16 protein-coding genes are annotated in these 20,513 nt (G+C 69.7%); 4 read left to right on the top strand and 12 right to left on the bottom strand.

Annotated elements, in window-relative coordinates:
• Positions 1-178: 178 nt before the first annotated feature.
• The 3 genes from AQI94_RS38620 to thyX all read right to left on the bottom strand — a co-directional run bounded on the left by AQI94_RS38620 (position 179) and on the right by thyX (position 3,870).
• On the bottom strand, positions 179-1,864 hold the full coding sequence (locus tag AQI94_RS38620) for a ribonuclease J (RefSeq protein ID WP_031051855.1): 1,686 nt from the start codon (positions 1,862-1,864) through the stop codon (positions 179-181).
• A 153-nt stretch (positions 1,865-2,017) separates the two neighbouring features.
• Positions 2,018-2,917, bottom strand: a complete 900-nt coding sequence (dapA, locus tag AQI94_RS38625; protein ID WP_031051857.1) for a 4-hydroxy-tetrahydrodipicolinate synthase — start codon at positions 2,915-2,917, stop codon at positions 2,018-2,020.
• A gap of 212 nt (positions 2,918-3,129) precedes the next feature.
• Complete coding sequence (gene thyX / locus AQI94_RS38630; RefSeq protein ID WP_031051864.1) at positions 3,130-3,870, bottom strand: FAD-dependent thymidylate synthase; 741 nt, start codon at positions 3,868-3,870, stop codon at positions 3,130-3,132.
• 178 nt (positions 3,871-4,048) lie between these two features.
• Here thyX and AQI94_RS38635 point away from each other — a divergent pair, with 178 nt between their 5' ends.
• Positions 4,049-4,288 carry a hypothetical protein gene (locus AQI94_RS38635; RefSeq protein ID WP_031051866.1) on the top strand — a complete coding sequence of 80 codons (240 nt, stop codon included), beginning with the start codon at positions 4,049-4,051 and terminating at the stop codon, positions 4,286-4,288.
• A 121-nt stretch (positions 4,289-4,409) separates the two neighbouring features.
• The gene (locus AQI94_RS38640; RefSeq protein WP_031051868.1) at positions 4,410-4,964 is read left to right on the top strand and encodes a hypothetical protein; all 555 of its coding nucleotides are present in this window, start codon (positions 4,410-4,412) and stop codon (positions 4,962-4,964) included.
• A 101-nt stretch (positions 4,965-5,065) separates the two neighbouring features.
• On the opposite strand, the gene AQI94_RS38645 is transcribed toward AQI94_RS38640, so the two are convergent.
• From AQI94_RS38645 to eccD, 6 genes are all read right to left on the bottom strand, one after another.
• A complete protein-coding gene (locus tag AQI94_RS38645) occupies positions 5,066-5,521 on the bottom strand; it encodes a tetratricopeptide repeat protein (protein ID WP_031051870.1) in 456 nt (151 codons plus the stop codon).
• Positions 5,521-6,273 (bottom strand): 4-hydroxy-tetrahydrodipicolinate reductase, encoded by a 753-nt coding sequence (gene dapB, locus AQI94_RS38650; RefSeq protein WP_062230237.1) that lies wholly within the window; start codon positions 6,271-6,273, stop codon positions 5,521-5,523. The genes AQI94_RS38645 and dapB overlap by 1 nt, the downstream gene beginning before the upstream one ends.
• 43 nt (positions 6,274-6,316) lie before the next feature.
• The gene (locus tag AQI94_RS38655) at positions 6,317-7,696 is read right to left on the bottom strand and encodes a M16 family metallopeptidase (RefSeq protein ID WP_031038028.1); all 1,380 of its coding nucleotides are present in this window, start codon (positions 7,694-7,696) and stop codon (positions 6,317-6,319) included.
• Positions 7,693-9,915: a polyribonucleotide nucleotidyltransferase gene (locus AQI94_RS38660; protein WP_031038031.1), complete on the bottom strand. Its 2,223-nt coding sequence runs from the start codon at positions 9,913-9,915 to the stop codon at positions 7,693-7,695. Before AQI94_RS38660 ends, AQI94_RS38655 begins: the two co-directional genes overlap by 4 nt.
• A gap of 324 nt (positions 9,916-10,239) precedes the next feature.
• Complete coding sequence (gene rpsO, locus AQI94_RS38665; protein ID WP_020138875.1) at positions 10,240-10,527, bottom strand: 30S ribosomal protein S15; 288 nt, start codon at positions 10,525-10,527, stop codon at positions 10,240-10,242.
• Positions 10,528-10,784: 257 nt separating this feature from the next.
• Positions 10,785-12,248, bottom strand: coding sequence for a type VII secretion integral membrane protein EccD (gene eccD / locus AQI94_RS38670; protein ID WP_031038036.1), 1,464 nt, complete (start codon positions 12,246-12,248; stop codon positions 10,785-10,787).
• Positions 12,249-12,508: 260 nt separating this feature from the next.
• Here eccD and AQI94_RS38675 point away from each other — a divergent pair, with 260 nt between their 5' ends.
• Positions 12,509-16,447, top strand: coding sequence for a type VII secretion protein EccC (locus AQI94_RS38675; RefSeq protein ID WP_031038040.1), 3,939 nt, complete (start codon positions 12,509-12,511; stop codon positions 16,445-16,447).
• Between the two features lie 92 nt (positions 16,448-16,539).
• Entirely contained in the window at positions 16,540-17,142 is a 603-nt protein-coding gene (locus AQI94_RS38680) for a hypothetical protein (protein ID WP_031038044.1), read from the top strand.
• Positions 17,143-17,217: 75 nt separating this feature from the next.
• Here AQI94_RS38680 and AQI94_RS38685 read toward each other — a convergent pair whose 3' ends face one another.
• From AQI94_RS38685 to AQI94_RS38695, 3 genes are read right to left on the bottom strand one after another with little or no spacing between them, the layout of a single operon-like run.
• Complete coding sequence (locus AQI94_RS38685; RefSeq protein ID WP_031038047.1) at positions 17,218-18,087, bottom strand: hypothetical protein; 870 nt, start codon at positions 18,085-18,087, stop codon at positions 17,218-17,220.
• Between the two features lie 16 nt (positions 18,088-18,103).
• Positions 18,104-19,219, bottom strand: coding sequence for a hypothetical protein (locus tag AQI94_RS38690; protein WP_031038051.1), 1,116 nt, complete (start codon positions 19,217-19,219; stop codon positions 18,104-18,106).
• A 5-nt stretch (positions 19,220-19,224) separates the two neighbouring features.
• On the bottom strand, positions 19,225-20,475 hold the full coding sequence (locus tag AQI94_RS38695; RefSeq protein ID WP_031038053.1) for a putative T7SS-secreted protein: 1,251 nt from the start codon (positions 20,473-20,475) through the stop codon (positions 19,225-19,227).
• Between the last annotated feature and the right edge of the window lie 38 nt (positions 20,476-20,513).

Below are 20,513 nucleotides of genomic sequence, written 5' to 3' on the forward strand. Positions count from 1 at the left end.
GGCTCCGACTTTATCAGAAGTTCTGAGTCGGAATTCCCGCCCCCTGGAGGCTGCCCCCGGAGCACGAAGCTGCCGGGTTCCCCCTCAGGCGGAGCCGTAAACGTACTGGAGCGGGGCGCCTCGATGCAAATCGAGGCGCCCCGCTCCAGGTTCACTCGGACGGTTGTCCGACGGTCCGTCAGACCTCCACGACCACAGGGAGGATCATCGGCCTGCGGCGATACGTGTCGGAGACCCACTTGCCCAGGGTCCGCCGCACCAGCTGTTGCAGCTGGTGGGGCTCGACCACACCGTCCTGCGCCGAGCGCTCGAGTACCTCGGTGACCCTCGGGATCACGTCGGCGAAGGCCGAGTCCTCGATGCCGGAGCCGCGTGCCTGGATGTGCGGGCCACCCGTGATCTTGCCGGTGGACGAGTCGACGACCAGGAAGACCGAGATGATGCCCTCGTCGCCGAGGATCTTGCGGTCCTTGAGGGCCGGCTCACCGACATCGCCGACCGAGAGGCCGTCGACGTAGACGTACCCCGCCTGGACCTTGCCCGCGATCTTCGCCTTGCCCTCGACGAGGTCGACGACCACGCCGTCCTCCGCGATGACGATGCGGTCGTGCGGGACACCGGTCAGGGCGCCGAGCTCGGCGTTGGCGCGCAGGTGGCGCCATTCACCGTGGACCGGCATCAGGTTCTTCGGCCGGCAGATGTTGTAGAAGTACAGGAGCTCGCCCGCGGACGCGTGGCCCGAGACGTGCACCTTGGCGTTGCCCTTGTGGACGACGTTGGCGCCCCAGCGGGTCAGGCCGTTGATCACGCGGTAGACCGCGTTCTCGTTCCCCGGGATCAGCGAGGACGCGAGGATGACGGTGTCGCCCTGGACGATCCGGATCTGGTGGTCGCGGTTGGCCATGCGGGACAGGGCGGCCATCGGTTCGCCCTGCGAGCCCGTGCAGACCAGCACCACCTCGTGGTCCGGGAGGTCGTCGAGCGTCTTGACGTCGACCACCAGGCCCGGGGGGACCTTCAGATAGCCGAGGTCGCGCGCGATGCCCATGTTGCGGACCATCGAGCGGCCGACGAAGGCGACCCGGCGGCCGTATTCGTGGGCCGCGTCCAGGATCTGCTGGATGCGGTGGATGTGGCTGGCGAAGCTCGCCACGATGATCCGCTTGCGGGCGTTGCCGAAGACCTGCCGCAGGACGTTCGAGATGTCCTTCTCGGGCGGGACGAAGCCCGGGACCTCGGCGTTCGTCGAGTCGGAGAGGAGAAGGTCGATGCCCTCCTCGCTCAGCCGCGCGAACGCGTGCAGGTCCGTGAGACGGCCGTCCAGCGGGAGCTGGTCCATCTTGAAGTCGCCCGTGTGGACCACCATGCCGGCGGGCGTGCGGATGGCGACCGCGAGGGCGTCGGGGATGGAGTGGTTGACCGCCACGAACTCGCAGTCGAAGGGGCCGATGCGCTCGCGGTGTCCCTCCGCCACCTCAAGGGTGTACGGGCGGATGCGGTGCTCCTGGAGCTTCGCCTCGATGAGTGCGAGGGTCAGCTTGGAGCCGATGAGCGGGATGTCCGGCTTCTCGCGGAGGAGGTAGGGGACACCACCGATGTGGTCCTCGTGACCATGGGTGAGGACGATGCCCTCGATGTCGTCGAGGCGGTCCCTGACGGACGAGAAGTCCGGCAGGATCAGGTCGATTCCGGGCTGTTCCTCTTCGGGGAACAGCACGCCGCAGTCGACGATCAGCAGGCGGCCGCCGTATTCGAAGACCGTCATGTTTCGGCCGATCTCGCCGAGACCGCCGAGTGGGGTGACCCGCAGGCCGCCCTCGGGAAGCGGCGGGGGCGGGGCCAGTTCGGGATGCGGATGACTCAAAAGACTCTCCTCACCACGCACGCCACGTACCGGTGGGGCACGTGGCGCGCGTGACGTTCGTGCGTGTAGCAGTTGTCGTTGTGGTGCGGGCACCGGTGGCCCGCCTATTCAGTTGTTGAGTCTGGTTGCGCGCCGGGCGCGCGAAGTCTGGTGCTAGAGCTGTACCCCGCCGGCGGCAAGATCGATCTTGAGCTGCCCGATCTCTTCGGGCGAGAGCTCCACCATGGGGGCGCGCAGGGGCCCCGCGGGGAGGCCCTGGAGGGTGAGCGCCGCCTTGGTGGTCATCACGCCCTGGGTGCGGAACATGCCCGTGTAGACGGGGAGGAGCTTCTGGTGGATCTCGGTGGCCTTCTGTACGTCACCCGAGATGAACGCCTCGACCAGGGCGCGCAGGTCCGGGGTGACCACGTGGCCGACGACCGAGACGAAACCGACCGCGCCCACGGAGAGCAGCGGAAGGTTCAGCATGTCGTCGCCGGAGTACCAGGCGAGGCCGGAGCGGGCGATGGCCCAGCTGGCGCGGCCGAGGTCGCCCTTGGCGTCCTTGTTGGCGACGATCCGCGGGTGCTCGGCGAGCCGGACCAGCGTCTCGGTGCTGATCGGGACGCCGCTGCGGCCCGGGATGTCGTAGAGCATGACGGGCAGCTCGGCGGCGTCGGCGACGGCCTTGAAGTGCCGGTACAGGCCCTCCTGTGGGGGCTTGTTGTAGTACGGCGTCACGATCAGGAGGCCGTGGGCGCCGACCTGCTCGGCGGCCCGGGCCAGCTCGATGCTGTGGCGGGTGTCGTTGGTGCCGACGCCGGCGATGACGTGGGCGCGGTCGCCGACCGCCTCCAGTACGGCTCGTACGAGGTCCGATTTCTCCGTGTCACCGGTGGTGGGCGACTCGCCGGTGGTGCCGTTGATGATCAGGCCGTCGTTGCCTGCGTCCACCAGGTGGGTGGCGAGCCGCTGTGCGCCGTCGAGGTCGAGTGCGCCGTCCGCCGTGAAGGGCGTGACCATGGCGGTGAGGACCCGCCCGAAGGGGGTCTGCGGAGTGGAGGTCGGAGCCATGGGTAACACGCTACTCGTTGCGCAGGGCAGGGTCTGCCCTAGGGGGACCGGGAAAAGTCAGGACAAATGCGGAGCCCGGCACTGCCTGCTCGGGGGTTCAAGCAGTGCCGGGTCCGTTTGATCAGGCTAGATGAACTTCTCCAAATGCCGCAATACGGACACTTCGCGAGGTGGACCCGCACATCTGTGCCCCGCGGGGAAACAGGCGTCCGTTACGGCGCCACACGGCCGTTCGCGTTGAAGGCCGCGTAGGTGAGCGGCATGAGCCTGGCCCACTCCGCCTCCATCTTCTCGCCGACCATCTCGATCTCCCGCTGCGGGAAGGACGGCACCTTCGCCTGCTCGTGCTGGGTGCGCAGTCCGAGGAAGTGCATGAGCGAGCGGGCGTTGCAGGTGGCGTACATCGAGGAGAACAGTCCGACGGGCAGGACCGAACGGGCGACCTCGCGGGCCACGCCCTGCGCGAGCATCTCCTGGTAGGCCCGGTACGCCTGGCGGTACGACTCCTCCATGGCGTGCGCGACGGACTCGTGCTGCTCCGGGGTGCCCTCGACGAAGACGTACTTGCCCGGACGGCCCTGCTGGACGAGCTTGCGGTCGGTTCCGGGGACGTAGAAGACGGGCTGCAGCTCCCGGTAGCGGCCGGACTCCTCGTTGTACGACCAGCCCACGCGGTGCCGCATGAACTCGCGGAAGACGAGGATCGGGGCGCTGATGAAGAAGGTCATGGAGTTGTGCTCGAACGGGCTGCCGTGCCGGTCCCGCATGAGGTAGTTGATCAGGCCCTTGGAGCGCTCGGGGTCCTTGTTCAGCTCGTCCAGGGACTGCTCTCCGACGGTCGACACCCGGGCGGCGAACAGCACGTCGGAGTCGGCCGCGCTGTGCTTGACCAGTTCGACGGTGACGTCGTCGCGCAGCTCGATCTTGAAATCGTCGTCGGGGGTGGGGGTCACGGTTCGGGGGGTCCTTCCCAGGTCGTTCGGTGGCGACGCCACTCTACGGCCCGCCAAACGGGACTTTCAGTGTCGTGACCGAGTTAAGTCGCCGAAACCGGGCACCTTTTGCGGCAACCGCTCGTCTGTACAGACAGCAGTGATTCGTTCGATCCCCGAAGGGAGACGTACCCCCATGCTGTTGCGTCGGCGCGAACCCGTTCCGTTCGCCTTTGTCGCCGAAGCCGACAGGTTCCGCAGCAATGTCACTCCTCCGCCCCGTGAGCGGGCGTCCGCCGGTGAGACGGCCGGGCGCTGGCTGGTGGGGCTCACCATCGTCGCCGGGCTCGTGGGCTCCCTGGTCCTCGGGATGCCGGCCCTGTCGCAGGATCAGGCGCCCTCGCAGACACAGCAGTCCCAGGCTTCTCAGGGACACTGACACTCCCCCACCGCCGAATGGCGTGAGAGGGACCCCCGTCGGCCCCCGAAGGTGGCTCGCGGGGACAGCGGCGGATAGCCTCACCGGCACAGCCCACGCATGGATCGAGTGAGGACCCGCCGTGCCCCTGCCCTTCCTGACGGCCGACCGCGCATTCGAGACGACGGACGACGTCGCGCTGCCGTTCGACAACCGCGACCACTGGCGGCGCCCCTACCGGCCCGGTCCGTGGCGGGTGGGCGTGGCGGCGATCCTTCTCCTGCTCGCCTCGTACGTGCTGTTCGCCGCGGTGATCATCGCGCTGACCGGCTCGCCGTCCGAGGCCGCGGTGGTGTTCGGCATCGCGGTGCTCGTCATCCTGGGCGCGCTGCGGCTGCTGCGCATGGGTGTGTGGGTGTGCGGCCGAGGGGTGCGACGGGTGGGCTTCCTGATCACCCGTACGGTCTCCTGGGAGCAGGTCGTCGCCGTGCGGACGGCACAGCAGCCGGTGCGCTGGCTCGGACTGCCGCGCACGGTGCAGGGCCAGGCCCTGACCCTCGTACGGCAGGGGCGAGCACCGGAGGACCCGCAGCCGCTGCTGACCACGCACAACGCGGACTTCCTCGGGCGTGGCCCGGCCTTCGACCGGGCCGCGGACGCGGTGGAGGCCTGGGCCTCGGAGTACGCGCGGGGCTGACCCGCCGGGGACAGACGAAGAAGGGGGCCGGTCCGCATCAGGACCGGCCCCCTTCGACATGCCGGGACTTCGACGTGCCGGGACTTCGACGTGCCGGGACCTCAGAGGTGCTGGACGGGTCTGCCGTCGTGCAGCGCTATCGCGCGCTGCATGGCCTTGCGGGCACGGGGGGTGTCGCGGGCGTCGTGATAGGCCACCGCGAGCCGGAACCAGCTGCGCCAGTCGTCGGGGGCCGTCTCCGTCTCGGCCTTGCGCCGGGCGAAGACCTCGTCGGCGGAGTCGCGGTCGATCCGGCCGCCGGGCGTGCGCTTGAGCTCGTCGACGGGCAGGCCGCCCTCGGCGTCGAGTTCGGCGGCCAGCGCGTTGGCCCGGCGGACGAACTGGGTGTTCTTCCACAGGAACCACAGGCCGATCACCGGCAGGATCAGCACCGCGACGCCGAAGGTGACGGTGATGAGCGTGCCGGACTGGATCAGCATGACGCCGCGGCTGCCGACCAGGACGAAGTAGAAGACCAGGACGGCGGCCGTGACGGCGTAGGACAGCTTGGCGCGCATCAGCCCAGGTCCAGGAAGTTCTCCAGGCCGAAGGTCAGGCCCGGGGTCGTGACCACGCGGCGGGCGCCGAGCAGGATGCCCGGCATGAAGCTGCTGTGGTGCAGTGAGTCGTGCCGGACCGTCAGGGTCTCGCCCTCGCCGCCGAGCAGGACCTCCTGGTGGGCGAGCAGACCGCGCAGGCGGACGGCGTGGACGGGGATCCCGTCGACGTCCGCGCCGCGCGCCCCGGCGAGGGCCGTCTCCGTGGCGTCCGGCGCGGGTGCCGTGCCCGCCGCGCGCCGGGCCTCGGCGATGAGTTGGGCGGTGCGCGTGGCGGTGCCGGACGGGGCGTCGACCTTCTTCGGGTGGTGCAGCTCGACGACCTCGACGGACTCGAAGTAGGGCGCGGCGATCTGCGCGAACTTCATGGTGAGGACGGCCCCGATGGAGAAGTTGGGCGCGATGAGCACGCCCGTCCGGGGGGACCCGGCCAGCCAGCCGTTCAGCTGGGCGAGGCGCTCGTCGGTCCAGCCCGTCGTACCGACGACGGCGTGGATGCCGTGGCCGACGCAGTACTCGAGGTTGTCCATCACCGAGGCGGGCGTGGTCAGTTCGACGGCGACCTGGGCGCCGGTCTCGGCCAGGGTCTCCAGCTTGTCGCCCCGGCCGAGGGCGGCCACCAGCTCCATGTCCTCGGCGGCTTCGACGGCCTTGACCGCCTCGGCACCGATCCGGCCCTTGGCTCCGAGGACGGCCACGCGCAGCTTGCTCATTGTCTTGCTTCCTTAACCGACTTGACCGGCTTGGCCGGGTTGATTAGGCCACGGCCTCGTGCAGTCGGGCCGCCTGCTTGTCCTTCAGCGGGCCGATGACCGACAGCGACGGGCGCCGTCCCAGGATCTCGCGGGCGACCGCGCGGACGTCGTCCGGGGTGACCGACGCGATGCGGGTCAGCATGTCGTCGACGGACATCTGCTCGCCCCAGCACAGCTCGCTCTTGCCGATGCGGTTCATCAGCGCGCCGGTGTCCTCCAGGCCCAGGACCGTGGAGCCCCGCAGCTGGCCGATGGCACGGCCGATCTCGTCGTCCGTCAGACCGTGTTCGGCGACCTGGTCGAGCTCGTCGCGGCAGATCTTCAGCACGTCGTGGACCTGCGAGGGCCGGCAGCCGGCGTACACGCCGAACAGACCGCAGTCGGCGAAGCCGGAGGTGTACGAGTAGACGCTGTACGCCAGTCCGCGCTTCTCCCTGACCTCCTGGAAGAGGCGGGACGACATGCCGCCGCCGAGCGCGGTGTTCAGCACGCCGAGGGCCCAGCGGCGGTCGTCGGTACGGGCGAGGCCGGGCATGCCGAGGACGACGTGGGCCTGTTCGGTCTTGCGGCCGATCAGCTCGACGCGGCCCGCGGTGCGCAGGGCGCGCCTGCCGTCGCGCGGGGCGATGGGCGCGGCGTCGCGGCTCTTGAGGGCGCCGGCCTTCTCGAAGGCGGCGCGGACCTGTCGTACGACCTTGTCGTGGTCGACGTTGCCCGCGGCCGCGACGACGAGATGCGTCGGGTCGTAGTGCTTCTTGTAGAAGCGGCGGATGCGGTCGGCGGTGAGGGCGTTGACGGTGTCGACCGTGCCGAGGACCGGGCGGCCGAGCGGGTTGTCGCCGAACATGGTGTGCGCGAACAGGTCGTGCACGCAGTCGCCCGGGTCGTCCTCGGTCATCGCGATCTCTTCGAGGATCGCGCCGCGCTCGACGTTGACGTCCTCTTCGAGGATGAGGGAGCCCGTCAGCATGTCGCAGACCACGTCGATGGCGAGCGGCAGGTCGGCGTCGAGCACCCGCGCGTAGTAGCAGGTGTACTCCTTCGCCGTGAACGCGTTCATCTCGCCGCCGACCGCGTCGATGGCGGAGGAGATGTCCAGCGCGCTCCTCTTCTGTGTGCCCTTGAAGAGGAGGTGCTCCAGGTAGTGGGTGGCGCCGTTCAGAGACGGGGTCTCGTCGCGGGAGCCGACGTGCGCCCAGATGCCGAAGGTCGCGGAGCGGACCGAGGGGAGGGTCTCGGTGACGATGCGCAGGCCACCGGGGAGGGTGGTCTTGCGGACGGTGCCGATGCCGTTCTCGCCCTTGATCAGGGTTTGGGTACGGGCGACGGCCCGCGCCTCCGAGGAGGTGCGGGCCGTCGCCTTGGAGCTACGGGACGTCACTGGTCGGCGTCGTCCTTCTTCTCGTCGGAGGAGCCTTCCTCGCCCTCGATCACGGGGATCAGGGAGAGCTTGCCGCGGGAGTCGATCTCGGCGATCTCGACCTGGACCTTGGCGCCCACGCCGAGCACGTCCTCGACGTTCTCGACGCGCTTGCCGCCGGCCAGCTTGCGGATCTGCGAGATGTGCAGCAGACCGTCCTTGCCCGGGAGCAGGGACACGAACGCACCGAAGGTGGTGGTCTTGACGACCGTGCCCAGGTAGCGCTCGCCGACCTCCGGCATGGTCGGGTTGGCGATCGAGTTGATCGTGGTGCGGGCCGCCTCGGCGGAGGGGCCGTCGACCGCACCGATGTAGATGGTGCCGTCGTCCTCGATCGTGATGTCGGCGCCGGTGTCCTCCTGGATCTGGTTGATCATCTTGCCCTTGGGGCCGATGACCTCACCGATCTTGTCCACGGGGATCTTGACGGTGATGATCCGCGGGGCGTTCGGGGACATCTCGTCCGGCGTGTCGATCGCTTCCATCATCACGTCGAGGATGTGGAGGCGGGCGTCACGGGCCTGCTTGAGAGCGGCGGCCAGGACGGAGGCCGGGATGCCGTCCAGCTTGGTGTCGAGCTGGAGGGCGGTGACGAACTCCTTGGTGCCGGCGACCTTGAAGTCCATGTCGCCGAAGGCGTCCTCCGCACCGAGGATGTCGGTGAGCGTGACGTAGTGCGTCTCGCCCTCGATGTCCTGGGAGATCAGGCCCATGGCGATACCGGCGACGGGGGCCTTGAGCGGCACACCGGCGTTTAGCAGCGACATGGTGGAGGCGCAGACCGAGCCCATGGACGTCGAGCCGTTGGAGCTCAGCGCCTCGGAGACCTGGCGGATCGCGTAGGGGAACTCCTCGCGGGTCGGCAGGACCGGGACCAGGGCGCGCTCGGCGAGGGCGCCGTGGCCGATCTCGCGGCGCTTGGGGGAGCCGACGCGGCCGGTCTCGCCGGTGGAGTACGGCGGGAAGTTGTAGTTGTGCATGTAGCGCTTGCGGGTCACCGGGGAGAGGGTGTCCAGCTGCTGCTCCATGCGGAGCATGTTGAGGGTGGTGACGCCCAGGATCTGGGTCTCGCCACGCTCGAACACCGCGGAGCCGTGCACGCGCGGGATGGCCTCGACCTCGGCGGCGAGCGTACGGATGTCCGTGACGCCACGGCCGTCGATGCGCTTCTTCTCCTTGATCACGCGCTCGCGGACGAGCTGCTTGGTCAGGGAGCGGTACGCGGCGGAGATCTCCTTCTCGCGGCCCTCGAACTCCGGGAGGAGCTTCTCGGCGGCGAGCGCCTTGACGCGGTCCAGCTCGGCCTCGCGCTCCTGCTTGCCAGCGATGGTCAGCGCGGAGGCGAGCTCCGGGCGGACGGCGGCGGAGAGCGCCTCCAGGATGTCGTCCTGGTAGTCGAGGAAGATCGGGAACTCGCCGGTGGGCTTGGCGGCCTTCGAGGCGAGGTCGGCCTGGGCACGGCAGAGCACCTTGATGAAGGGCTTCGCGGCTTCCAGACCGGCGGCGACGACCTCCTCGGTCGGAGCCTCGGCGCCGCCCTTGACCAGCTGGATGGTCTTCTCGGTGGCCTCGGCCTCGACCATCATGATCGCGACGTCGCCGTCCTCCAGGGTGCGGCCCGCGACGACCATGTCGAAGACGGCGTCCTCGAGCTCGGAGTGCGTCGGGAAGGCCACCCACTGGCCGTTGATCAGCGCGACGCGGACGCCGCCGATCGGGCCGGAGAAGGGCAGGCCGGCCAGCTGCGTGGACGCGGAGGCCGCGTTGATCGCGACGACGTCGTACAGGTGGTCGGGGTTGAGGGCCATGATCGTGGCGACGACCTGGATCTCGTTGCGCAGGCCCTTCTTGAAGGAGGGGCGCAGCGGGCGGTCGATCAGGCGGCAGGTGAGGATCGCGTCCTCGGAGGGGCGGCCCTCACGGCGGAAGAAGCTGCCGGGGATCTTGCCGGCGGCGTACATCCGCTCCTCGACGTCCACCGTCAGGGGGAAGAAGTCGAGCTGGTCCTTGGGGTTCTTGGAGGCGGTGGTGGCCGACAGCACCATGGTGTCGTCGTCCAGGTACGCCACGGCGGAGCCGGCGGCCTGCTTGGCGAGGCGGCCCGTCTCGAAGCGGATGGTGCGGGTGCCGAAGGAGCCGTTGTCGATGACGGCCTCGGCGTAGTGGGTCTCGTTCTCCACTAGCGTGTTCTCCGTTACTTTTCGTCTGCGTTTCGTCTTTGTCCCGATCCGCCCGTGTGGCGGGGGGACGTGCGCGGAGAAGCGCTCCATCTGGTGCGGGCCGGTCTTCGATCGAAGCACCCGGGTTCGCAAGGCCCGGGGGCCACTACCGAGGACCGGCGGCGGCGAGGTGCACTTCTCCTCGTGATACTGCGTTGTGCTACCACACTACAAAGTGGGTGTGACACCGCGCACGTTTCCGTGCGTGCGGTGCGTGCGCCGATGAGCACATACGGCAAAGGGAGCGGTCCCCGATCGCTTCGGGAACCGCTCCCTCACGGCGTCCTACTTGGCGCCCGCCGCACCGCGGCGGATGCCGAGGCGGTCGACCAGCGTACGGAAGCGCTGGATGTCCTTCTTCGCCAGGTACTGGAGAAGGCGACGGCGCTGACCGACCAGGATCAGCAGACCACGACGGGAGTGGTGGTCGTGCTTGTGGGTCTTGAGGTGCTCGGTCAGGTCCGAGATACGGCGCGAGAGCATCGCGACCTGGACCTCGGGGGAGCCGGTGTCGCCCTCCTTGGTACCGAACTCGGTGATGATCTGCTTCTTCGTAGCGGCGTCGAGCGACACGCGTACTCCTCGTAGTCTCTTGGGTAGCCACCGAGTGCCCCTGGTCCACTTCTCAGGGGAGCTTCCGTTACTCGGGAGGCGGGGATCCGCTGGGCGCGGCCTCCAGGGCGATCAGCTCCGGGGGTGCGTACACAAACGGCCGTCAGCCAGGGTATCAGCCCGGCGGCAGTGCCCCGGCCCACGCCCGCACCGTACGGACGACGCGGCGGCTGCCACCCGTGTGGGTGACAGCCGCCGTCAACCGCTCGGGCGGGGCGTCAGCTGGTCATGCCGCGGGCCGCCGCGTACAGGTCGAGGACCGCGAGGCACAGCGGGACGAGGGAGAGGAGCACCGCGCCCTCGCTCAGGTCGAGCATCCGGCCCCAGAACGGGGTGACGCCCTTGCGCGGCACGATCAGGGCGATGGCCACGAGGAGGGTGGCGCCCAGGGCGACCGCGGCGGAGAGCCAGACGGTGCGGATGTCGAGCGGGGCGCTGTTGTGGTCGTAGACCAGTTCCTTGATGATGTCGGCCGGCGGGTTCAGGGCGAGGCCGAGGACCAGCAGGCTGACGGTGATGATGCCCGAGATCATCAGGGTCACGACCTGGGACGTGTACAGGAAGAGCCGGGCGCGCATCAGCATGGCGAGGCCGGCCGCCAGCGACAGCAGCTGGGCCCAGCCGCTGCTGGAGAAGCCGAGGACGACACCGGCGGAGGCGACGCCGGTGACGGCGCAGCCGCCGACGAGGCCGAGCAGCAGTTCGTGGCCGCGGCGGGCCTGGTCGGTGATGAGCCGGTAGTCGACCGGCTCCTGCTCCTGCTGGTCCTCGGAACGGCCGCGCTTGGCGATCTGGTCGGGCGAGCGGAAGCCGATGGGCAGCCGGGAGAAGCGGGCGGACCAGCCGGGCAGGAAGCCGATGACGGCGATCATGACGACGGCGGTGACGGCGGCCGTCTCGCGCGGCTCGGCCTCGGAGACGATCGCGGCGAAGGTGGCGAGGACGCCGACACCGGCGCCGAACGCGGCCGCGATGAAGGGAGCGTCCTTCTGCGGCAGCAACAGGACGAGCAGCACCGCGGCGACCAGGACGACGGCGAAGCCGACGAGGAGGTTCAGCCGGCCCGGGCCCTCACCGGCGTCGAGGCCCATCACGCCCGAGCCGCCGACCATCAGGTGCGGCAGCGAGGCGAGGCCGAGGGCGACGGCCGCGTGGTCGTCGTCGTACACCCGCGCGCGTACGGAGGCGAGCGCGACGAGGACGACGCCGGTGACACCGGCGATGACGCCGGGCAGGCCGTGCATGTCGTGCCGCAGCGGCTCCGAGAACCACAGCGCCAGCGCCATCATGGTCAGCAGCAGTGCGCCGGCGGTGAGGCCGACGACCCGCATCATGCCGTCGTTCCAACTGCGCCGGTCCGCCTCGACGGCGGCGGCCACGGCGTCGACGACGTCGTCGAAGACGGCGGGCGGCAGCGAGTCCGCGAACGGCCGCAGGAGCAGCAATTCGCCATCGCGTATCTGCTGTTCGGAGAGCGAACGGCCGTCGTCGAGGACGGAACCGTCCCTGCGCACGAGGTTGTACCCGGTGGGCGCGGCCTCCTCGGGAGTCTGCCCCGACAGCCGCAGGATCTCCGGGTATACGTCAGAGAGCGGCACGTCCTCGGGAAGTGCCACATCGATCCGGCTGTTCGGTGCCGCCACCGTGACCCGGCAGAATCCGGTTGCTGAAACCGTACTCACCTGACGGTTCCCCCTAGTCCAGTACTCGGTGATTCGTCGCGGTTTGCCAGGGCGAAACCCGCTCCGCGCTTCGTTTGGAGCGTCACCCTACCGTCCTCTTGCGGCATCTCCCCATCCCCTCCCGGCTCAACGGCCCCGCAGAACAGTAGGATCAACGCCCGACTCATGCGTTGGCAAAGCCCCATGGGTCGACGAACATACGGGGGCCGTCACGACGGGGGCGGTTCGACATTGCGATTGCGTGAAGGACTGGTGGATCGGTGAGCGTTGTCATCGTCAAGCGCCCGCCGCGGGTTTTCCCGCCGGAGGTGCCGAGTGAGGAGGTCAAGCTCGAGTCCCCTCCCGAACTCCCTCGCACCGAGGACGACAGCTTGCTGATGAACCTGCTGCCCATGCTGGGCATGGGTTCGTCGGCGGCGTTCTTCTTCATGCCGGGCGCCCAGGGCTTCATGAAGATCATGGGCGGGCTCATGATGGTGTCCACGGTCGCCATGCTGGTCGCCCAGATCGTGCGGGCCCGCAAGGGGCCGTCCGGTCAGATGGCCGAGGCCCGGCGCGACTACCTCAAGTACCTGGCGCAGAAGCGCCGCGAGGTCAGGCGCACGGTGCACAAGCAGCGCGACGCCCAGTACTACCTGCACCCGGCGCCGGAGCAGCTGTGGGCGCTGGTCGCCGAGGGGTCGCGGCTGTGGGAACGGCGTTCCATGGACCCGGACTTCGTGCAGGTCCGCATCGGCCTGGGCCCGCAGCAGCTGGCGACTCCCCTGGTCGCGCCCGACACCGCGCCGGTGGACGAGCTGGAGCCGCTGACCGCCCACGCGATGCAGCAGTTCATCGCGAGTTACGGCACCCTCGGTGAACTCCCGCTGGCCATCGGGCTGCGCTCCTTCTACCACGTGACGATCTCCGGTGACGCCGAGACGGTCTACGGCCAGACCCGGTCCGTGGTCGGGCAGTTGGCCTCGCTGCACTCCCCCGAGGACGTGGTGATCGCGGTCGTGGCCTCGCCGGGCGCGGCGGTGGACTGGGAGTGGACCAAGTGGCTGCCGCACATGCAGCACAAGGAGTCCGACGGTGCCGGCACCCGGCGTCTGCTCTGCTACGACCTCGGCGAGCTGGAGGAGATGATCGCCCACCAGCTGGAGGGCCGCCCCCGCTGGAGCCGGGACGGCTCGCCGGTGCTCGACCAGCCGCACGTGGTCGTCGTCCTCGACGGCGGCGGGGTCCCCGCGGACTCGGTCCTCGCCTCGGCGGAGGGCCTGCAGGGCGTGACCATCCTCGAAGTGGTGCCCGGTGAACTCGACGAGGCGCGTGGCTCGTTGTCGGTGCGGGTGTGGCCGGACGCCATGGAGCTGGAGGCTGGCACGGGTGTCTTCACCGGTGTCCCCGACGTGCTGTCGCAGGCGCAGGCCGAGTCGCTGGGGCGGCAGCTCGCGCCGCTGCGTCTCGGTGCCGCCGACGCGGACGAACCGCTGCTGGCGAACCTGGACTTCACGGATCTCATGCAGATCGGCGACGCGGCGAGCGTGGACGTCTCGCGCACCTGGCGGCCGCGCACGCTGCACGAGCGGCTGCGGGTGCCGATCGGTCTCGGCGAGAGCGGCGAGCCGGTCATGCTGGACCTCAAGGAGGCCTCGCAGGAGGGCATGGGCCCGCACGGACTGTGCGTCGGCGCCACCGGTTCCGGAAAGTCGGAGCTGCTGCGCACGCTGGTGCTCGGCCTCGCGGTGACGCACTCCTCCGAGACGCTCAACTTCGTCCTCGCGGACTTCAAGGGTGGTGCCACCTTCACCGGCATGGGCTCCATGCCGCACGTGTCCGCGGTCATCACCAACCTGGCCGACGAGCTCACCCTCGTCGACCGCATGCGCGACTCCATCACGGGTGAGCTGACCCGCCGCCAGGAGCTGCTGCGCACGGCCGGCAACTACGCCAACATCACCGACTACGAGAAGGCGCGCGCGGCCGGTGCCGCCCTCGACCCGCTGCCCTCGCTCGTCCTGATCATCGACGAGTTCAGCGAACTCCTCGCCGCCAAGCCGGACTTCATCGAGATGTTCATCCAGATCGGCCGGATCGGCCGTTCGCTGGGTGTGCACATGCTGCTCGCCTCGCAGCGCCTTGAGGAGGGCAAGCTGCGCGGCCTGGACACGTTCCTGTCGTACCGCATCGGTCTGCGCACCTTCTCGGCGGCCGAGTCCCGTACCGCGATCGGTGTGCCCGACGCCTACCACCTGCCGAACGTCCCCGGCGCGGGCATCCTCAAGTACGACACCGAGACGATGGTGCAGTTCAAGGCCGCGTACGTGTCGGGCACCTACCGGCCGAACGGGCCGATGGCGCAGGGCGGCGGCCGGATCGACCGCTCCCCCGTGCTGTTCACCGCCTCGCCGGTGCCGGTGCGCATCCTCACCGAGCCGGAGCCGGAGACGCGGACCCACCAGGTCGACGACGCGCTCGCCGACACCGTCCTCGACGTCATCGTCAGCCGTCTGGACGGGCAGGGTCCGCCCGCCCACCAGGTGTGGCTGCCGCCGTTGGACGAGCCGTTCAGCCTCGACCAGGTGCTGCCGGCGCTGGGCATCAGCCCGGAGCGCGGTCTGCACGCCGAGGGCTACCACCTGCAGAGCAAGCTGACCGTCCCGGTCGGCCTGGTCGACAAGCCCTTCGAGCAGCGCCGTGACGTGATGTACGCGGACCTGTCGGGTTCCGCCGGTCACGCGCTGATCGTGGGCGGCCCGCAGTCCGGCAAGTCGACGCTGGTGCGCACGATGATCACGTCGTTCGCGCTCACCCACACCCCGGCCGAAGTGCAGTTCTACGCCCTCGACTTCGGCGGCGGCGGCATGCTCGCGCTGGAGAACCTGGCCCATGTGGGCGGCGCGGCCTCCCGGCTGGACCAGGAGAAGGTGCGTCGTACGGTCGCGGAGGTGCACGGCATCCTCAACGCCCGTGAGGAGTTCTTCCGCTCCAAGAGCATCGACTCCATGGGCACCTTCCGCAACCGCCGGGCGCAGGGGCACTACCCCGACCAGCAGTGGGGCGACGTCTTCCTCATCATCGACGGCTGGGCGACGTTCAAGAACGACTACGAGATGCTCGACCCGGTCATCGCCGACATCGCGACCCGTGGTCTCGGTTTCGGTGTCCACCTGATCATCACCGCGACCCGGTACACCGAGATGCGTCCCGCGCTGCGCGACCAGATCCTGAGCCGGCTCGAACTGCGGCTCGGTGACGCGATGGAGTCGGAGTTCGACCGCAAGCGCGCGGAGAACGTGCCGATGGGCAAGCCCGGCCGCGGTCTGTCCCCGGACAAGCTGGACTACCTCGCCGCCACGCCCCGCATCGACGGGTCAACCGCGGTGGAGGACCTCGCCGACGGCATGGCTCACCTCGTCCAGAGCGTCAACAACGCCTGGCAGGGCCCCACGGCACCCAAGGTGCGGATGCTGCCGACGATGCTGCACGCGTCCGAGCTGCCCGGCGGCGGGGACTTCGGCAACCGCGGTATCGCGGTCGGCGTCGACGAGCTCACCCTCTCGCCGGTCTTCGTGGACTTCGAGACCGACCCGCTGTTCGTCATCTACGGCGAGAGCGAGTCCGGCAAGTCCTCGCTGCTGCGGTTCATGGCCAAGCAGATCTCCGAGCGGTACGCCCCCAACAAGGCGCTGTTCGTGGTCTCGGACTTCCGGCGCGCGCTGCTCGGCCAGGTGCCCGAGAGCCACATGTACAAGTACTGCGCCTCGGGTCCGCAGCTCCAGGAGGTCATGGAGTCGCTGGCCGGCTCGATGAGCCGCCGTATGCCGGGCCCGGACGTGACGCCGGACCAGCTGCGCAACCGCTCCTGGTACAACGAGCCCGACGCGTTCATCTTCATCGACGACTACGACCTCGTCGCCACATCGATGGGCAACCCGATGTCGGTGCTCCTGGAGTACCTGCCGTTCGCGCGTGACCTGGGTCTGCGCATCATCCTGGCCCGCTCCACCTCGGGCGCCTCGCGCTCGTCCTTCGAGCCGGTGCTCACCCGGATCAAGGAGCTCGGCGCACAGGGCATCGTGCTGTCCGGCGACCCGTCGGAGGGCCCGGTGTTCAACAACATCAAGGCCACTCCGCAGCCGCAGGGCCGCGGCCAGTTCATCTCGCGCCGGTCGAGCGGTCAGCTGGTGCAGACGGGGTACCTGCCGGAGAGCTGAGCCTGCTTCGGCGAAGGGGCGGGCCGTGTCTGCGGCCCGCCCCTCTCTTTGTCCCTGTGACGGAATGCCTGACCTCGACGGAGTGCGACGCGGTGGACGTTCCCCTGACGAGGACGGCCTACGAGGACCCGGCCACGCGGCGCGCCTGGCGCCGCACGGCCACGTTCCGGCTCAGTGCCTTCGTGTTCTCGCTCGCGTCCTTCGTGGCCTGGCTGTACGCGGTGCTCCTGACACCGGTGTGGACGCTCTGGATCCTCTTTCCGGCCCTGTTCGTGCTCATCTACCTGGCCATGCTCAGCACGGCGAGGGTCATGGGAATCCGTTCGCTGCGCCGGGTCCTGAAGATCTACCCCTGGCAGTCGGTCCCGGGAGCCGCCTCGATCGCGAAGAACGGCACCACCCGCTTCTCCTTCACGGACCCCGAGCGCCCGGACCGGACCGTCTCCCTCGGTTACGGCAGCTTCCCGGGCAGCGGTCGCACGTTCTGGGTCCGCAAGGTCAGGTCCGGCGAGGTCGGCGAGGTCTGGTTCGCCGGCGACCCCCGCTTCCTGGGCGTCGTCGCCGTACCGGGCCCGCGCCGACTGTTCGGCGTCGCGCAGCGTACGGCGGTGGACGACCGGATGTCGGCCCGCACCCGCGGAGTCAGCCCCGAGGCACGGGAGCGCGCCAAGGCCGCGGGTGCGCGGGTCGGCTGACGGACCGAGCAGTCGCGGATACGGCGATGGCGGCGCCCGGAGAGGGTGCCGCCATCGCCGTATGCGTGCCGTGGGTCAGAGCCGTGTGTCCAGGAGCTTGCGCAGGGGCGGGGAGAGCTCGTGCACGGGTGCGCCTGCGGCCTGGGACCTGGTCAGCTCGTCGAGGTAACGGCGGGCCTCGCCGGACAGCTGCTGCTGTCGTCTGCCGAGGCGGTGCCCGGCGATCCAGGTCCAGATGCCGAGGGCGATGAGCAGGACCGAGGCGTACGCCGCGGGCAGGTCCTTGACCACGGCGTAGCCCACGCCGACGCCTCCCGCGACGACGAGGATCCACCCCGCCTCGTCGTGCCAGCCGCCGTGCTCGGCGATCCGCTCGTACTCCTCGACCTCGGCGGGCTTGGGCGGCGGGGCCACGGAGGCGGCTCGTACGCCGGTGGCCGGGCCCCCTGCCGGTGCGGCGTAGGACGGCAGCGGAGCCACGTCCAGTGACCCGCCGCCCCGGCCGGTCAGCCAGGCGGGCACGAACGACACGGGGGCACCGTGCGCGAGCGCCGCCGCGAGCACGTGCCGGTACCCCTCCAGGAAGGGGTGCCGTAGCTTGCGCCTGCCCTGGAGGTTGACCTGGACGAAGGCGGCGAGCGCCAGGACCAGTACGGCGGACGGGGGCGCGACCGCGACGACCATGTTCTCCGGATTGCCGGAGGCGGCCCACACGAGCCAGACGATTCCGACGGCGGTCGCCAGGGAGCCGGCCCAGACGAGCCGACCGCGTGCGAGGCGGCGCAGGGCGGTCTCGTGCTCGGCGAGAGTCCGCCCGACCGTCTCGTCGTCGAAGTAGTCGTAACCGTATGTGCGACCGAACTCCCGTACCGCGGTGGCGAGTCGGGCGTCCGCGGACAGTGAGCGGGCGCCGATCGGCAGAAGGGCGCCGGTGGTTTCGATCATGTCGAGGCCGTCTCCCCTATCCGAACACGGAGTCGCCCGGCCCCCGCACTGTGCGGGTGCAGGGTGCGACGACCTCGACGACGAGCCGCTGCCGGCCGGGCATCACCGTGACGTTGACGCGGTGTCCGGCTCCGCTGTCCGCGGCCAGGGACACGCTCTCGCCCGGCGTCCCCGCCAGCTTCAGCCAACCCTGACTCTGGAACGCCGTGTCCAATCGGCCGACGGCGGCGCCGAGTTGCTCGTCCGGAACGCCGTCGATCCGCCACAGATGGCGGGCCGTGCACACCGTCGTCAGCCCCTTGGACCAGCAGTCGCCGCAGGTCACCGAGGACACCTCGTTGCCCTCGTCCATCCTGCCGCGCACACCGAGGCCGTCCAGGACCCGGCTGGAGAGCGCGTAGAGCTCCTGGACCACGGCCGGTTGGGGTGCCACGTCCGGGACCGGCTGCGCCTGCGAGAGGGCGGCCTCCATCTCGGCCTGCTCCTCCGTCGCCCAGTCCAGCGTCCGGACGATGGTCGCGAAGAGCTCCGAGTAGAAGTCCCAGTCCTCCATGCAGGGCGTGGAGAGCTCGAACGCCAGCAGGTCCGCGTTGTTGGGCAGCGGGATGTAGACCTGGATCTGTCCCCGGGGCACCTCCAGGGGTTCCCCGGTCGGCGAGGCCTCGGCGGTGAGCGTGAAGGGGGCCTGGCCTATCCGCACGACCGCCTCCGAGTCGCCCTTGCCGGAGGGCAGGGTGCTGATCCGGACGTCGTCCTCGGGGTAGGCCCGCCGGAGGCCGGTGAGGGCCTCCGACAGGACGTCCTCGGCGGTGATGTCGTGCAGCGGCATGCGGTACACGGCGACGGTGGCCGTGCTGGGGCGGCCGTCGAAGTCGAGGTTGCAGAATCCCGCGTACACCGCTCCGGCGTTCCGCAGGTCGTCGATGATGCCGGCGTAGGTGACGAACATGCGGAACCGGTCCTGGTCGGTGCCGCCCGGCATGACCTTGTGGACCGTCTCGTAGAGCTGCTCGGCCGCCTCGTCGGCGTCGTCCGTGCCCAGGGGGAGTTCATGGAAGAACGGCGGGACCACCCAGCCGACATGCAGCGCGAACGGCTCCGTGGCCGGAGCGGCAGTGGTGAGTTCGCTCATGCCGCTCAGGCCGCCAGGGTCTGGTGGAACTTGTCACCCGAGGCAGGCCAGGGCATCGTCGTGACCGGCGGGGCGGGCTGCGGCTGACCGGTCGCCGGGGCCGGCTGGGTCGAGACCGCGGGCGCGCTGCCGCCCTCGTTTCCGCCGGAGATCAGGTGGCCGATGCCGAAGCCGGTGGAGAAGCCCTTGACGGCGCCGGTGATGAGCGACGGGTCGACGGCCTTGCCGAACTTGCCGAGGCCCCAGTTGATCATCTTGGTGCTCATGGGGTTCTTGATCTGGTTCATCATGACCTTGGCGCCGGACGCGAGTGCTCCCGCCTCGCGGGCTCCGGTGAACAGCGCCTTGCCGCCGGAGATGAGCGCCTTGCCGGCGCCGCCGACACCGGGGATCACACCGAGCGCGTCGAGGCCGACCTTCCACATCGGGGCGCCGCCCATCCAGTGACCGGCCATCGCCGCACCCGCGAAGGCGACCGAGCCGGCACCCAGGATGGCCGAGGCGACCTGCCCGCCGATCGGGATGACGTTGACGACGATGGCGGCGGCGGCGAGCGCGGCGGAGATCGTGGAGAACAGGTCCGCGTTGTCGATCAGGAAGTTCTTGAAGCCGTCCCAGGCGCCCTTGAGACCGTCCGTGATCTTGTCCCAGACGCTGATGTCCGGCGGCCGGTTCTTCGCGGCCTCGCGAATGGCGTTCTCGGCCTTCGCGGCCTGTTCCTCCCAGTACTTGCGCAGCGCCTCGGCGTCCTGGATGAGGAGTTTGAGATCGGTCGCGGCGTCCTGGGCGGCCCGCGAGGCGGAGTCCGCCTCCTCCGAGAGGGCCTTGGCCTGCTGCTCGGTGAGCTGCTGGAACTGGGCGCCCTCGATCTTGACGTTGACCTTGTCGACGTCGGCGTTCTTCTGGTCGAGCCTCTTGCGGGCCTCGACCGCGCGCTCCTCCAGGTTCTTGGCCTGGCGCTGCATGGTCTCCAGCTCGTCGTGCCAGCCGCGCAGCGCCCTGGAGCAGGCGGCCATCGACTCGTGGCCCTGCTGAAGGTACTTGGGCAGCTCGCCGACCTTGTCCTGGAACTTCTTGGCGGCCTCGCCGTCCCAGATCCCGTCCGTCTTGCCGATGCCCACCAGCATCTCGCGCATCTCGTCGAGCTCGTCACCGACCGTCTTGACGTCGTACGCCAGCGACTCGATCGTGTGCAGGTCACCCTTGGCCGGATTGAACGTCAGTCCGGGCCAGTTGGGATCGTCGAACATCCCCATCGTCTTCTCCCCGTTGTGTGTGCGTGTGCGTGGTGTCT

The sequence above is a fragment of the Streptomyces pseudovenezuelae genome (assembly GCF_001513955.1).
GTDB classification, from domain to species: domain Bacteria; phylum Actinomycetota; class Actinomycetes; order Streptomycetales; family Streptomycetaceae; genus Streptomyces; species Streptomyces pseudovenezuelae.

What these genes read in the sequence shown, in the direction of transcription:
- dapA (WP_031051857.1), bottom strand. Translation starts at nt 2,917, where the DNA reads ATGGCTCCGACCTCCACTCCGCAGACCCCCTTCGGGCGGGTCCTCACC.
- AQI94_RS38645 (WP_031051870.1), bottom strand. Translation starts at nt 5,521, where the DNA reads ATGCGCGCCAAGCTGTCCTACGCCGTCACGGCCGCCGTCCTGGTCTTC.
- dapB (WP_062230237.1), bottom strand. Translation starts at nt 6,273, where the DNA reads ATGAGCAAGCTGCGCGTGGCCGTCCTCGGAGCCAAGGGCCGGATCGGT.
- AQI94_RS38685 (WP_031038047.1), bottom strand. Translation starts at nt 18,087, where the DNA reads ATGATCGAAACCACCGGCGCCCTTCTGCCGATCGGCGCCCGCTCACTG.
- AQI94_RS38690 (WP_031038051.1), bottom strand. Translation starts at nt 19,219, where the DNA reads ATGAGCGAACTCACCACTGCCGCTCCGGCCACGGAGCCGTTCGCGCTG.
- AQI94_RS38695 (WP_031038053.1), bottom strand. Translation starts at nt 20,475, where the DNA reads ATGGGGATGTTCGACGATCCCAACTGGCCCGGACTGACGTTCAATCCG.